The 15,160-nt window shown below is 42.6% G+C and carries 10 protein-coding genes; 4 read left to right on the top strand and 6 right to left on the bottom strand.

The features are described 5' to 3' along the window. Positions 1 to 110: 110 nt before the first annotated feature. Together aroB and groL are read right to left on the bottom strand one after the other, a co-directional pair. A complete protein-coding gene (aroB, locus tag AACU25_RS10450; RefSeq protein ID WP_096575321.1) occupies positions 111 to 1,202 on the bottom strand; it encodes a 3-dehydroquinate synthase in 1,092 nt (363 codons plus the stop codon). 373 nt (positions 1,203 to 1,575) lie between these two features. After that, entirely contained in the window at positions 1,576 to 3,252 is a 1,677-nt protein-coding gene (gene groL, locus AACU25_RS10445) for a chaperonin GroEL (RefSeq protein ID WP_096575319.1), read from the bottom strand. A 327-nt stretch (positions 3,253 to 3,579) separates the two neighbouring features. Here groL and AACU25_RS10440 point away from each other — a divergent pair, with 327 nt between their 5' ends. Next, positions 3,580 to 4,671: an MraY family glycosyltransferase gene (locus tag AACU25_RS10440; protein WP_045871447.1), complete on the top strand. Its 1,092-nt coding sequence runs from the start codon at positions 3,580 to 3,582 to the stop codon at positions 4,669 to 4,671. Between the two features lie 117 nt (positions 4,672 to 4,788). Further along, on the top strand, positions 4,789 to 5,886 hold the full coding sequence (locus AACU25_RS10435) for a M4 family metallopeptidase (RefSeq protein WP_096575317.1): 1,098 nt from the start codon (positions 4,789 to 4,791) through the stop codon (positions 5,884 to 5,886). Positions 5,887 to 6,101: 215 nt separating this feature from the next. On the opposite strand, the gene fabG is transcribed toward AACU25_RS10435, so the two are convergent. Together fabG and AACU25_RS10425 are read right to left on the bottom strand one after the other, a co-directional pair. Continuing rightward, a complete protein-coding gene (fabG, locus tag AACU25_RS10430) occupies positions 6,102 to 6,869 on the bottom strand; it encodes a 3-oxoacyl-[acyl-carrier-protein] reductase (protein ID WP_096575315.1) in 768 nt (255 codons plus the stop codon). Between the two features lie 241 nt (positions 6,870 to 7,110). After that, positions 7,111 to 7,785, bottom strand: coding sequence for an HD domain-containing protein (locus AACU25_RS10425; protein WP_096575313.1), 675 nt, complete (start codon positions 7,783 to 7,785; stop codon positions 7,111 to 7,113). A gap of 480 nt (positions 7,786 to 8,265) precedes the next feature. On the opposite strand from AACU25_RS10425, the gene pruA reads away from it, so the two are divergent. Together pruA and AACU25_RS10415 are read left to right on the top strand one after the other, a co-directional pair. Continuing rightward, on the top strand, positions 8,266 to 11,250 hold the full coding sequence (pruA, locus tag AACU25_RS10420; protein ID WP_096575311.1) for an L-glutamate gamma-semialdehyde dehydrogenase: 2,985 nt from the start codon (positions 8,266 to 8,268) through the stop codon (positions 11,248 to 11,250). 303 nt (positions 11,251 to 11,553) lie between these two features. Then, entirely contained in the window at positions 11,554 to 11,997 is a 444-nt protein-coding gene (locus tag AACU25_RS10415) for a GNAT family N-acetyltransferase (protein WP_096575307.1), read from the top strand. Positions 11,998 to 12,378: 381 nt separating this feature from the next. Here the strand turns inward: AACU25_RS10415 and AACU25_RS10410 are convergent, their stop codons facing one another. Next, positions 12,379 to 12,570: a hypothetical protein gene (locus AACU25_RS10410; protein ID WP_096575305.1), complete on the bottom strand. Its 192-nt coding sequence runs from the start codon at positions 12,568 to 12,570 to the stop codon at positions 12,379 to 12,381. Positions 12,571 to 13,800: 1,230 nt separating this feature from the next. Then, positions 13,801 to 15,003 carry an FtsW/RodA/SpoVE family cell cycle protein gene (locus AACU25_RS10405; protein ID WP_096575301.1) on the bottom strand — a complete coding sequence of 401 codons (1,203 nt, stop codon included), beginning with the start codon at positions 15,001 to 15,003 and terminating at the stop codon, positions 13,801 to 13,803. Positions 15,004 to 15,160: the final 157 nt, after the last annotated feature.

The following is a 15,160-nucleotide window of genomic DNA, read 5'->3' as shown; positions in this document are numbered from 1 at the left end:
CAAAAGTCAAAAGTCAAGAGTCAAGAGTCAAAGGCTCGCTTGAACTCTTGACCCTTGACACCCCTAACGCCAGAATATTTGATCTAGGAGCGTATCACCTGATGAATTGATTACATCGCTTGTAAAACTTGGCGAATCGTGTCTGCTGGTACTTCATCGGTAACTGTCACTACACCCATCTGTGTTGGTAAAACAAACCTGACTTTCCCTGCTTTGACTTTTTTATCTAGTTGCAGTGCGTCAATAATGGCTGCAATATCTACCCCGGATGGTAACTGCGTCGGTAAACCTGCTTTTTGAATTAAGGCGTTTTGACGTTCTGTCTCTTCTTTTTGCCACATTCCTAGTTCCACAGCAATTTGCCCAGCTGCTACCATACCAATACCCACAGCTTCACCGTGATTAACTAGGCGATAACCAGTCAAGCTTTCTACTGCATGACCGATGGTGTGACCATAATTAAGAATTGCTCTTAATCCGGCTTCTTTCTCATCTTTGCTGACGACATCAGCTTTAGCTTGGCAAGACCTAATTAATATGGTTTCTATGAGTTCCGGTTTAATGTAGCGGAGTTGATTCAGGTGTTTACTCGCTTCCATTTGGGCAAATAATTCCGCATCCCAAATTACACCATACTTGATGACTTCTGCCATTCCTGCCCGAAATTCGCGCACAGGCAGGGTTTTCAAAACTTCTGGATCAATTAAAACTAAGCGTGGCTGATGAAATGCCCCTATCAAGTTTTTGCCTTGGGGATGATTTACGCCTGTTTTGCCCCCAATTGCCGAATCTACCATTGCTAACAATGTGGTAGGCACTTGCACGACACTAATCCCACGCAACCAAGTAGCGGCAGCAAAACCAGCCATATCACCAATTACACCACCACCCAACGCCACAATTGTAGCGGAACGTTCGAGGCGGTTTTCTAAAGCTGCATCGTAGATTTTTTGAATAGAATTCAGGTTTTTGAAGCGTTCCCCTGCTGGTAAGATACAGCTAGCTACTTCAAATCCTGCTGTTTTTAAGGAATTGATAGCTCTTTCGCCATAATGCTTAAAAATTGTCGGATTAGAAACAACTAGTACCTTTTTACCTAGCTGCAAACCTGTCATTTTTTCACCCAGTTGATCCAAACTACCAGGTGCGATCGCAATCTCATAGGATTGCTCCGGTAAATTCACATTAATTACAGAAGTCATTGCCCAGCCCCAAAACACGCCGTGGGCTGTATTTTACCGCAATGTGGGGATTAGGGCATGGGGCATGGGGCATGGGGCATTGGGGATGAGGGAGATGAGAAGGCTGGGGGCAGGGAGCAGGTGAACCAGCGCGGTCTTCTCCCAAGGGGAGAGGCTAGCGCCAAGGGGGTTTCCCCCATGAGCGACTGGAGAACCCGAAGGGGAGCAGGGGGAGAATAAATTACCAATTACCAATTACCAATTACCAATTACCAATTACCAAATGACAAATGACAAATGACAAATAAAAAACAGTTTGTGCAAAGACAAACTGTTCATACTAACTAACTTTGTATTTTTTACTCAGTACTCAGCACTGATGGGGTGGAGGGTTCTAGAACATGCCCATGCCGCCCATACCACCCATGCCACCCATACCGCCCATGCCACCCATGCCACCCATGCCGCCATCAGCGGGAGCAGCAGCTTTCTTTTCAGGCTTTTCAACAACGAGGGCTTCGGTGGTTAGTACTAAACCAGCAATGGAAGCAGCATTTTGTAAAGCTGAACGCACGACTTTGGCGGGGTCGATAATACCAGCAGAAATTAAGTCTTCAAATTCGCCAGTAGCAGCATTGTAGCCAACATTGATATCAGTTTCCTTGACTCTGGAAACGATTACGGAACCTTCAACACCAGCGTTATCGGCGATTTGGCGCAATGGTGCTTCTAGTGCGCGTCCAATGATGTCAGCCCCAATTTTTTCTTCGTTATCTTCGAGGCTGTTTTTGATAGCTTCTACTTTTGTAGCTAAGTGAATTAGGGTTGTACCACCACCAGGAACAATACCTTCTTCTACAGCCGCTTTGGTAGCATTGAGAGCATCTTCAATTCGCAATTTGCGGTCTTTGAGTTCGGTTTCGGTGGCTGCACCAACTTTGATTACTGCCACACCACCAGCTAGCTTGGCAATGCGTTCTTGCAGTTTTTCCTTATCGTATTCGGAATCTGTTTCTTCTAATTGTTTACGGATTTGACCAATCCGCTTTTGTATTTCTGGTTTGGTGGTACTACCAGCGACAATTGTGGTGTTTTCTTTGTCAATGGTAATTTTGCGGGCAGTTCCTAGGGCTTCGATAGCTGCGGTATCCAAGCTCAAGCCGATTTCTTCCGAAATCATCTGCCCATCGGTGAGAATCGCAATATCTTGTAACAAAGCTTTGCGGCGATCGCCAAATCCAGGGGCTTTGATTGCAGCTACGGAAAGTACGCCTCGTGCTTTATTCACAACCAAAGTTGCCAAAGCATCGCCTTCGACATCTTCTGCAATAATCAGCAAAGATTGACCCAAACGCGCAACTTTTTCGAGGATAGGTACTAAATCCTGAATGCTGTTAATTTTCTTGTCAGTAATCAGGATGCGAGCGTTTTCAAATTCTACGGTCTGCCGCTCGTTGTTGGTGATAAAGTAAGGAGAAATGTAACCCCGGTCAATTTGCATCCCCTCCACTACTTCTAGTTCAGTTGTCAGGGACTTAGATTCTTCAACAGTAATTACACCATCTTTGGTGACCTTATCCATTGCTTCAGCCAGCATACTGCCGACTTCTTCATCATTGCCTGCTGAAACTGTGGCAACTTGAGCGATCGCACTTCCTTCTACTGGCTTGGCTATTTTGGCGATTTCTGCAACTAAAGCTTCTACAGTCTTATCCATCCCCCGCTTTAGAGTGATGGGGTTGCTACCAGCAGCAACGTTCTTTAAACCTTCGCGGATTAAAGCTTGTGCTAAAACCGTGGCTGTAGTGGTACCATCACCAGCAACATCTTTTGTTTTCGATGCTACTTCTTGGATGAGTCTCGCACCTGTATTTTCTAATGGATCTTCTAATTCAATTTCTTTGGCAACAGTGATACCATCGTTGACAATTTGGGGGGCACCAAATTTTTTTTCTAAAAGAACGTTCCGGCCTTTTGGCCCTAGGGTGATTTTTACAGCATCAGCAAGAGCGTTCACACCCCGTTCTAGGGCCCGCCGCGATTCCTCATCAAATGCAATAATCTTCGCCATGTTTTATTTCTCAAGCGCTTCCATTAGACAATTTAGCACTCACAGCGCCAGAGTGCTAATACTAAAACGAAGATTGGGGATTGGGGACTGGGTACTGGGGATTAGGGACTGGGGATTAGAGACTGGGGATGGGGAAAAAGGGTGATGAAGGGACAAGGAGAAATACCAATTACCAATTACCTATTACCTATTACCTATTACCCATTACCCAATGACAAATGACAAATGACAAATGACAAATGACAAATGACCTTAACCTTAACTTTTATTGATTAAGATACAGTTGATGCTTATGTTGAATATTAGCAGTAATGGTTGGATTGGGAGATGAATCTATATAACTCCCTGAAATCCCTGGGTATTGCCGAACCAAGCGGCACCGGCTGGTTGGCTGTAATGTTTACGTTTATTTTGGCTTGGTTAGTAACCTGGCGCTTAATGCCGACAGTACGTAAATTTGCTTTGCGGGTAGGTTGGGCCGATCAACCAAACGCACGGCGATTGAATAGAGAACCTTTGCCAAATGCTGGGGGATTGGCTATTTACACAGGTGTAATTGCGGCACTGGTATTAGCTACTCTTTTACGACCGATTGAATTGCAAGGTGTATTAGCTCAGGTTTTAACCATTCTCTTGGGAGGGACAATATTAGTTCTGGTTGGTTTTATTGATGACCAATTTGGCTTACCTCCCTCTGTGCGGATGTTTACTCAAATTCTTACGGCACTGTTACTAGTTGCTAACGGTATTAGAATTGAGGTTACTTTTGGCACACCAATTGATTATCTGCTTTCATTATCGCTGACAGTATTTTGGGTAGTAGGTATTACCAATGCTATCAACTTGATGGATGGTATGGATGGTTTAGCTGGAGGGGTGAGTTTTATCACTGCGATGAGTCTATTGGCGGTTTCTGCCCAAATTTCTCAAAAAGCAGCCGCAACCTTAGTACTAGCAGCTTTGGGAGGTGCAGCTTTGGGCTTTTTGCGCCATAACTTCCACCCCTCCAGAATTATTATGGGTGATGCTGGAGCCTACTTTTTTGGCTATGTACTAGCGGCGACTAGTATTTTAGGAAAATTGCAAGTAACTACCGTATTTGCACTTGTACCAACAGTATTATTTTTGCTACTTCCAGTACTGGATACAACACAAGTAATTGTGCGAAGACTGATGGCGGGTAAAAACCCCATGAGTACACCAGGAAAAGACCATCTCCACCACCGCTTGCTAGCTTGGGGATTCTCTCAACGCCGTGCTGCGTTTACTCTGTGGTCGATTAGCTTAGTTTTTAATTTGTTGGCGATGAGAATGCAGCATTTATCCTTGGTGCAAATGCTAGCTACAACCTTGAGTGTCATCCTCCTGATTGGCTTTACTATCTGGGGACGAATGAAGAGGGTGGAAGCGATTTCATGAGTGAATTTTTGTGACAAAACCTCGAAATTTGAGCAAATTAGTCGGGATCTAAGGACAGTGGCGATCGCAAATTGAATGGAAATGCGATCGCTACTTCTGTGATTCAGGAGTAAAACTATGCATCGTCAAAGTAAAAGAGCGGCTAAATCTCAGGTTTGTCACGCTAATAACCAATTTTGTCCGATTTGCTTTGTTGTCCCACCACATATGTTGAAGGAGATAGCCAAACGTGGTGATACTCAACAGAGCGACTGGGCATTTCAAAGCTTAACCCGTTCCGCCCGAATTCGCGGACAACGTGATGTCTTAAGCCTGATTCCTTCGGCCAAATCAACTGGAGAGAAGCGTCGCACGATTTATGATGCCAAGAATGGTATAGAGCTGCCTGGCAAACTAGTACGTGGTGAGGGCGATCCTGCTACTCAAGACCCAGCGGTAAATGAAGCTTATGATGCTGCTGGTGCTACATTTGATTTTTACAAGGAAATCTACAAGCGAAATTCTATTGACGATCGCGGTTTGCGTTTAGACTCTACAGTTCATTACAGCCAAAATTATGACAACGCCTTTTGGGATGGCAACCAAATGGTTTATGGTGATGGCGATGGGCAAATTTTTACTCGCTTCACCAAATCAATTGATGTCATTGCCCATGAGCTCACCCACGGTATCACCCAATACGAAGCTGCTTTAATCTATCAAAATCAACCAGGGGCATTAAATGAGTCTATGTCTGATGTCTTTGGTTCCTTGGTTAAACAACGGGTACTCAACCACACAGCAGATCAAGCCGATTGGATCATTGGCGCTGGTTTATTTATGCCTGGGGTGAAAGGCGTAGGTATTCGCTCTATGAAAGCGCCGGGAACTGCTTACGACGATCCTGTGTTGGGTAAAGACCCCCAACCCGCCCATGTCAAAGATTTATATAAAGGAAACGAAGATAATGGGGGTGTGCATATCAACTCTGGTATTCCCAACCATGCTTTTTATTTAGCAGCAGTAGAAATCGGTGGTTACGCTTGGGAAAAAGCTGGAAAAATCTGGTATATCACCTTAAGAGATAGATTACGCCCCCGTTCTAATTTTGCGAAAGCCGCACACCATACAATCTCTGTAGCTGGGGAATTATATGGTCATGGAAGTAAAGAACAAAACGCTGTTCGTCATGCTTGGAAACAAGTAGGCGTAGAACCAGCACTGCTGGGATTATAAGTTTTGCATTGAATGTTGAGTGTAGAGTACTGAGCCTTCCGCACTCTACACTCAACATTAGACTTCTTGCACGAATACAAAACTTACCCTCATCCAAGAGCCCCTGCTCCCGAAATTGGGAGAAGGGGAGGCGATATCAAAGTCCCTCTCCCAAGCATGGGAGAGGGATTTAGGGTGAGGGCAAAGATTCATGCAAGAGGTCTATTCAGCACTCCTTAAGCCATTACCATGCCACCATCGACATTGAACACTTGGCCAGTAATATAGGCGGCGGCGGTATCAGCAGCGAGGAAGCGCACCATCCCAGCAATTTCTTCTGGTTGACCGTAGCGACCGAGAGGAATGAATTTGAGAATTTCTTCAGTATTGCTGAGATTGCTGGTCATGTCGGTGGAAATAAAACCAGGGGCGACGGCGTTAACGGTGATCCCGCGAGAAGCCAGTTCTTTAGCCACAGTTTTGGTAAAGCCAATCACACCAGCTTTGGCGGCGCTGTAGTTTGCTTGACCTGGGTTACCCATTTGCCCAGCAACGGAGGCAATATTAATAATGCGTCCAGAACGTTGCTTGAGCATAACTTTACTAGCAGCGCGTGTGCATAAGAAAACACCAGTAAGATTGAGGTCAATCACTGCTTGCCAATCTTCGGGCTTCATTCGCAAAAGTAAGGTGTCGCGAGTAATACCTGCGTTGTTGACCAGAATATCAATCCGCTTAAATTTATCGATGACGGTGTTGAACAGCGCCTCTACTTGATCGAGTTTAGAAACATCAGCTTGCAGCGCTAAAGCTTCGCCACCTGCTGCCGTAATTTCCGCAACTAAGCTGTCAGCAGCACCACTAGAACTGGCATAATTAACAACTACATTGGCTCCGTAGCTAGCTAATTCTAGTGCGATCGCTCTTCCTATTCCTCGTGATGCGCCTGTAATAATTGCAACCTGTCCACGTAATTTTTGTAAGTTCTCTGGCAAAAGTTCCATGTAATGTTTTTTGAATCACCGCGCTAATTATCTTATGGTGATTTGTACCTTCAAGAACAGCGAAGAGTTAGAAATTCAATTCAAGATTATTAATTTAAAAATAGAATGCCATAGATGGGTAGCGGCATCTGCAAATATTATTAAAATGAATTTAATATGATTATTTTGCTTAATTGTTGGGATAGCAACGGTGCGTTAGGCTAAAGCCATAACACACCCTACTGGATATTTAATTTGTCTTTTATTGTTGACTCAAAGTTTGAATTTCGGCTGTGATATTAGCTCTAGCAGATTGTTCAGCGACCTCAAACATTAAAGGCGTAAAATAAATGCGATCACGCTGCAAAAATTTCTCTAAAACTTGCTTACGTCCGGCAATATATTGGTCTTGTGGAACCCAAGCATATTCTTGGCGAATCGCCTGAGCGTATTCTTGATATTGAACAGGGTCAGCCGCTAAAATTGCTAAATCGGCATCAAGTAAAACTTGGCTATCAAAATCATCTGCAGCAGCTTGATGTGACTTTGTATTGATAATTAAGTCGGTAATGTGAGCAATATTATTCGCTGCAAAACCTAATTTATATAATAATTCACTCGCATATTCTGCACTTTTTTCTTCATTATCTTTCGCCTGAGTATCATAAACTATATCGTGAAACCAAGCGGCAATTTGTACAGAGTGAATATCTTGAACGTAGGCTTGTAATTTATCAATGGTAATTAGAACGTGAAGAATATGTTCTAGTGTATGGTAATAACGCCCAGGACTCGAATAACCCGCAATTATGTTATTAAAAATAATATTTGTATCTATTGGATTAACCTTAAAGAGTTGGATTGTATTTTGCCAGCGATATAATAAAATATCGAGCAATTTTTCTTGAGATATATCTTTATATCTGATGTTGGACATTTGAAGTTATGAGTTAATTTATTAAACTGAATTTTCTATATTACTTACGCCAATAACTACTCAAACTCTTATTCCTCTGTGTACCAATACTACTCAGTTAAGCGTTTTGAACTCAAAATTGATTTTGGGGAAAAGGTTAAAGGTTTTTTCTTTCCCTTCCCCCATTCCCCTTTTTCCCCTTAACCGACAAGTATTCCTCTGCGGTTTGATTTTCTGTAACCTGTGCGTAAGTACTGTTCCACTACAAATTGTATTTCGTAGGTAGATTTGATTTCCGAAACTGGAAGTGAATTTTGCACTAGGGAAATATGGTGACAGCAAAATTGAGGAGTCAAAATAGAATACAGAGGCTTGTAAATGCAAGCCTTATACCAACTTGGGATATGTAGTATTGCTTGAAAATCCTGTCACAGCCTTGTTTTCAAGGTTTTCAATCCAAAATCCAAAATTGGTATTACCTGGAATTAGGAGTTATTATCAGTGGTATTACAAGTACAAACCAGCACCTACGAAGCTAAAACCCAAGAAATTGCTAAACAACTTCTAGAAGTAACCCAAGAAAATCGCTCGTTTTTGGCATCTTTACGCGATCAAATGCGTTGGGATGATAAATTACTAGCTTGGGCGATGAGCAATCCAGGTTTACGGGTGCAATTATTTCGCTTTATCGATACATTACCAGCTTTACGCAGCAGGCCGGAAATTGCTGCCCATTTACAAGAATATTTAGGAGATGAATCTGTAGAATTACCTGCGGCGTTAAAGGGAATGCTGAATTTTGCTAACCCTGATTCTATGCCGGGACAAGTAGCAGCCACAACAGTAGCGACAGCAGTTGAAACTCTTGCTCATAAATATATTTCTGGGGAAAATATTACACAAGTCATCAGAACAGTTGAACGCCTACGTAAAGATAAAATGGCTTTCACCATCGACTTACTAGGTGAAGCAGTAATTACAGAAACAGAAGCACAATCTTACTTAGAACGCTATTCGGAATTAATACAGCAATTGGTAGCTGCATCAAAGAATTGGAAAGCAATAGCGGCTATTGATGAAGCAGATGGCGAACAGCTAGCAAAAGTCCAAGTTTCTGTGAAGTTAACGGCGTTTTATTCGCAATTTGACCCCTTAGATGCTGAAGGTAGTGAGGCGAGAGTTAGCGATCGCATTCGTACTCTTTTACGTCATGCTAAAGAATTAGGGGCGGCTGTGCATTTTGATATGGAACAGTATGCCTATAAAGATATAACTCTTCACATCCTGAAAAAATTATTAATGGAAGAAGAGTTTCGTCAACGTACAGATATTGGTATCACCATCCAAGCATATCTGCGTGACAGTGAGCAAGATGCTAGAGATGTGATTGCTTGGTTGAAACAGCGTGGTTATCCCTTAACTATCCGTTTAGTTAAAGGCGCATATTGGGATCAGGAAACTATCAAAGCAGCGCAAAAACATTGGCCTCAACCTGTTTATAATGACAAAGCCGCCAGCGATGCGAACTTTGAAACCATCACTCAGCTATTGCTAGAGAATCATCAATATGTATATGCTGCCATTGGTAGCCATAATGTGCGATCGCAAGCTAGGGCAATAGCGATTGCTGAAACTTTAAAGGTTCCTCGCCGTAGTTTTGAAATGCAGGTTCTCTACGGTATGGGGGATAAGCTGGCGAAGGCTTTGGTTGATAAGGGTTACCGAGTCAGAGTTTATTGTCCCTATGGTGAATTATTGCCGGGAATGGCTTATTTAATTCGGCGGTTGCTGGAAAATACGGCGAATAGTTCTTTTTTACGGCAAAATTTGGAGAATAGGCCAGTTGAGGAGTTGATAGCACCTCCGAAGGTGGATTTAGCTCACGCAGAGACGCAGAGGCGCAGAGAGGAAAATGGGGGTTTTGTGGGTGTGGCGGATACTGATTATGCGGAGGAGGAAGAGAGGAGGAAGTCGGCGGAGGCTTTCCAAATAGTTCATCAGCAATTGGGGAGGACTTATTTACCTTTGATTAATGGGGAGTATGTGAATACTCCAGAGGTGATTGATTCTCTCAATCCTTCTAATTTTAGTCAGGTGGTGGGGAAAGTCGGACTCATCAGTGTGGAACAAGCTGAACAGGCGATGAAAGCAGCGAAGGCGGCTTTTCCAGCTTGGCGGAAAACACCAGCAAAACAACGCGCTGATATTTTGCGGAAAGCTGGGGATTTGATGTCACAACGCCGCGCGGAACTTTCAGCTTGGATAGTTTTGGAAGTTGGGAAGCCAGTTAAGGAAGCAGACGCAGAAGTTTCCGAGGCGATAGATTTCTGTCTCTACTACGCCGATGAAATGGAACGCTTGGATAAAGGCGTAAACTATGATGTCTCTGGAGAAACGAACCGTTATATTTACCAGCCACGGGGAATTGCTGTGGTGATTTCGCCTTGGAATTTCCCTTTGGCGATCGCTTGTGGTATGACTGTAGCAGCGTTAGTTGCTGGTAACTGTACTCTGCTCAAACCTGCGGAAACATCTTCTGTAATTACCGCCAAACTTACAGAAATTTTGGTAGAAGCGGGGATTCCCCAAGGTGTCTATCAATATGTACCCGGTAAAGGTTCCCAAGTTGGTGCTTATTTGGTAAATCATCCTGATACTCATGTGATTGCTTTTACTGGCTCTCAAGAAGTTGGCTGTAGAATTTACGCAGAAGCAGCTACCCTCAAACCCGGTCAAAAACACATGAAGCGGGTAATTGCAGAGATGGGTGGGAAGAATGCTATCATTGTAGATGAGAGTGCTGATTTAGACCAAGCTGTTGTGGGTGTAGTGCAATCAGCATTTGGTTATAGCGGACAAAAATGTTCTGCTTGTTCTCGGGTAATTGTGCTGCAATCGATTTACGATACCTTTGTGGAACGGTTAGTAGAAGCCACAAAATCCTTGAACATTGGGGAAACCGAATTACCAAGCACCCAAGTCGGCCCGGTAATTGATGCCAACGCCCGCGATCGCATTCGCGAGTATATTGAAAAAGGTAAAACAGAAGCCTTAGTTGCACTAGAGTTACCCGCACCACAACAGGGATATTTTATCGGCCCGGTGATTTTTAGCGAAGTGCCACCGAATGCGATAATTGCCCAACAAGAAATTTTTGGCCCTGTGCTAGCGGTAATTAAAGTCAAAGACTTTCAGGAAGCATTAGCCGTTGCTAACGGTACTAACTATGCTTTAACTGGAGGACTTTATTCGCGTACCCCATCCCACATTCAGCAAGCACAACAAGAATTTGAAGTCGGAAATTTGTATATTAACCGTACAATTACAGGTGCGATCGTAGCCCGTCAACCTTTTGGTGGTTTCAATCTTTCTGGCGTTGGTTCCAAAGCAGGTGGCCCTGATTATCTGCTACAGTTCCTAGAACCGCGTACCATCACAGAAAATATTCAACGCCAAGGTTTTGCACCAATTGAAGGCGCAGATTAAATTATAAAAAACTCCATCCCTTGTGGATGGAGTTTTTGGGCATGGGGCATGGAGAAGAATTTATACCAATTCAAATAATGTTTGCGACAGATAAATTCCATGTAGGGGCACGGCATCCACCATCTTTTGGTATATCAAATATCTTACAGGTGCCGTGCCCTCACCCATCTGTCGCGTTCTTTTTTCAAAATGGTATTATCCAAGCTACGAGGAGAACAACCTCGTCTACCCACAAGGAGATGGAGTTTTTCGTCGCTTTCAATATTTTTCATCGAATCGCAGAGGCGTAGAGAACACAGAGAGATGGGAAGCCAAGATTTAATTATTAAAATTGTTGAGTCTCCTGATGAATTTGCAGCAATTAAAGCAATTAGAATCGCTGTGTTTCAGGAAGAACAAGGGGTAGAAGCTGCTTTAGAGTTTGATGGTAAAGATGAAATATGTGACCATTTAATTGCTTATTTAAATCAAGAAGCTGTCGGTACTACCAGAATTAGATATTTAGATCATAAAATCGCCAAAATAGAAAGACTTGCTGTTTTAAGCAAAGCTAGAGGTAAAGGTATTGGTAAACAACTTATGGAAAAAGCAATAGAAATTATTGCTCATCAGCATATTCCAGAAGTTATAGTTCATGCTCAAAAATATATCAAAGGTTTATATGATAATTTAGGTTTTCTACCAGAAGGAGAAATCTTTATAGAAGCAGATATTGCTCATATCAAAATGAAGAAAAAATTATTATAAGATGATGATATTTGGATGATCAATTCATAATATTCAAATTGCATTTCGCCAACGCTTAACGCGTAATACCATTTTGAAAAAAGAACGCGACACATGGTTAAGGGCACGGCATCTGTAAGATATTTGATATACCAAAAGATTGTAGATGTTCCCTACAAAGAATTTATCTGTCGCAAACATTATTTGAATTGGTATAACGTCTCCCAGAGAAGCAATCGCAGAGGACTGTAATTGCTGCGCTCCACTTATTTCCGCTCGCAATGACATATTACTTCCACAGTAGTAGAATACCTAGCATAAACATTAATCGACTTAATGGTGTATTGGACTCCGCAATAACACACCATATTTTTAAACGATAGTTAATAATTAATGCTGCAATTATTGGTAGAGTGCGCCAATAATTAAGGTAATAATTATCGGTATCAAAATTGGAATAGCAACTAATAGTCCCCACTTACCAAACTTAATCTCTTCACCTTCAGATTTGAGAAAAGCAATCCAACCTACAACTCCCATTACCAGCCAGAGAAAACCAAAGCCAAGAAATATAACAAATATTGAGTCATTCATTGTATATCAATTAATATTGAAATCTACTCTATATTTGAAGATAGCGAACAAATTGGTAAATTGCACTACCCACTGTATATATAAATTTTCGTTGGCTAATTCCCTTTATGCATGGGGAATAGAAGACGGAAAATTTTCAGCAATGAGTCAAAGTGTAATCAATACTTGTCGGTTAAGGGGAAAAGGGGAAGGGTAAAAGGGGCGAGAAAAAACCTTTAACCCTTACCCTTTCACCTTTTCCCCAAACCAAATTCCGAGTTGAAAATCCTTAACCGAGCAGTATTGAAAGTGTAATAACTATTTGCTGTAGTTATGATTCTTTTTAGCCTTTTTAGGAAGTGCGATCGCATTCACTGTAATTTGGGTTAAGCCTGAGAAACTCCTCAACACGACTTTGAAGTACTTCAACACGACTTTGAAGTACCTCAACACGACTTTGAAGTACTTCAACACGACTTTGAAGTACCTCAACACGACTTTGAAGTACCTCAACACGACTTTGAAGTACTTCAACACGACTTTGAAGTACCTCAACACGACTTTGAAGTACTTCAACACGACTTTGAAGTACCTCAACACGACTTTGAAGTACTTCAACACGACTTTGAAGTACTCCAACACGACTCTGAAGTACTCCAACACGACTTTGAAGTACTCCAACACGATACAAATTTGAAATTATAAAAAGTGCGATGTCTGACGACAAGCCTTGCGGCTACGCATTTGTGGATTTGATGGGGAAATTACATCAATATATGAGCGGTAGGGGCACGGCATCCACAGGATTTCGCTAAAATCGATAGATTATCGGTGCCGTGCCCGTACAATGTGGTTGGTGAAAAGTGCGATGTCTGACGACAAGCCTTGCAGCTACGCTTTTTCGGTGTTGCGGTTGCTAACAAGACTACTCGGTTAAGCGTTTTCAACCCAAAATTTGTTTTGGGGAAAAGGTTAAAGGTGTTTTCTTTCCCTTTTCCCTTTCCCCTTTTTCCCCTTAACCGACAATTATTGCGGGTCATAAGTGTCAACTTAAGCTCAAATGCTTATCCCACAAGCCTTTCACCCCACCCCTTAATCCCCTCCCCTTGGCAAGGGGAGGGGAAGTTTTGGCTTTAGACAAAACTGGGGTGGGGTAACGCGGATCTTGATGGTAGGCGATTTGGTGCAAAATCAAGTCCTGATGAGGGTTTAACTTTAAGTTGACACCTATGGTGAAAAGTGCGCGCCTACTTAAACTTTGGTTTTCTTAAAAAGCCGACGCTGACGTGTAGATTGGGACGGAGTTGTGTGTAATGGTACTACTTCTGCTTCGCTACTTTCTCTAGCTACACGAATCAGTAACGCAGCTGCAATCATACTTGCAATCATCGAATTACCGCCATAACTAAACATCGGTAAAGGTAAGCCAGTAGTAGGTAACGCACCTGTAGTTACGCCTATATGTAGCAGTGATTGTCCTACCATGACAATGGTTACACCCATCGCTACTAGTCGAGATATAGGATTTTTGGCTTTTAGCGCTACTCTTAATCCCAAGGTAGCAAATAAAGCTAACAACACCAACAACACCATACTGCCAATAAAGCCAAATTCTTCAGCATACACTGCGAAAATAAAATCAGTGTCCTGAATTGGCAGATAAAACAATTTTTGTTGAGAAAGCCCAAATCCAGCGCCCCAAGTTTTCCCAGAACCTACTGCAAGTAAGCTTTGCACAAGCTGGTAGCCGTCGCCTGTAGCATCAGCCCAAGGATTCATAAATGACATCACCCGCTTACGCTGATATTCCTTGATACTAATACTGAGTAACGCTAACAACACCCCACCAACTGCTGTTCCCCCTAGATATTTGTAAGGTAAACCAGCGGCTAAGGCAATTAACCAGATAGTGATACCGCAGAGTGCGGTTGTACTGAGGTTAGGCTGGGCGAGAATTCCCAAAAGTACCAAACCAAAAATTGCTAACCAAGTGAAACGAACTCGCCAACTGATTTTTTCCCATTGTCCAAATAATCGGGCGCTTTGTAGTACTAAAAATGGTTTAATGAGCTCTGATGGTTGAATAGGAATTGGGCCTATAGCTATCCAGCGCGCTGCGTCAAAGGCCTTTTTACCAAGTCCAGGTACAAGGGTAACAAAAATTAAGCCTAAAAATAATATCAAAAACCAATGGGCTACCCCTACAAATTTCTTTAAGGGGAGATGGACAATAAAGTTGAATAAAATTAAAGAAACTAGCACCCACAGAAGTTGACGCTTAAAGTAATACAGTCCATCATTCTGGCGGGCGGCGGCTACAGTATAAGATGCAGAAAATAGCATTATCAAACCGACACACAGCCAAATCAGTGTTAACCACCGCAACAGCCGTGCTTCTAAAGCCCAACTGGAGACGGTATCATCAAAAATTGGTATTAAGCGGCGTAAATTCACAATGGATACAGGTATTAAGAATTTTTAGATTTTAGATTCGAGATTTGAGATTGGGAAGAGGGAAGTGATTATCAGTGTGTATAATACGCACTCTATTTTTAATTACTACTGTCTTAGGGGGGATTTGGGGGTTGGGGATTGGGGACTGGGGATTGGG

It is taken from the genome of Tolypothrix tenuis PCC 7101, from assembly GCF_963874875.1.
Classification (GTDB): domain Bacteria; phylum Cyanobacteriota; class Cyanobacteriia; order Cyanobacteriales; family Nostocaceae; genus Aulosira; species Aulosira tenue.
This window is presented reverse-complemented; position numbering and strand designations above follow the sequence as displayed.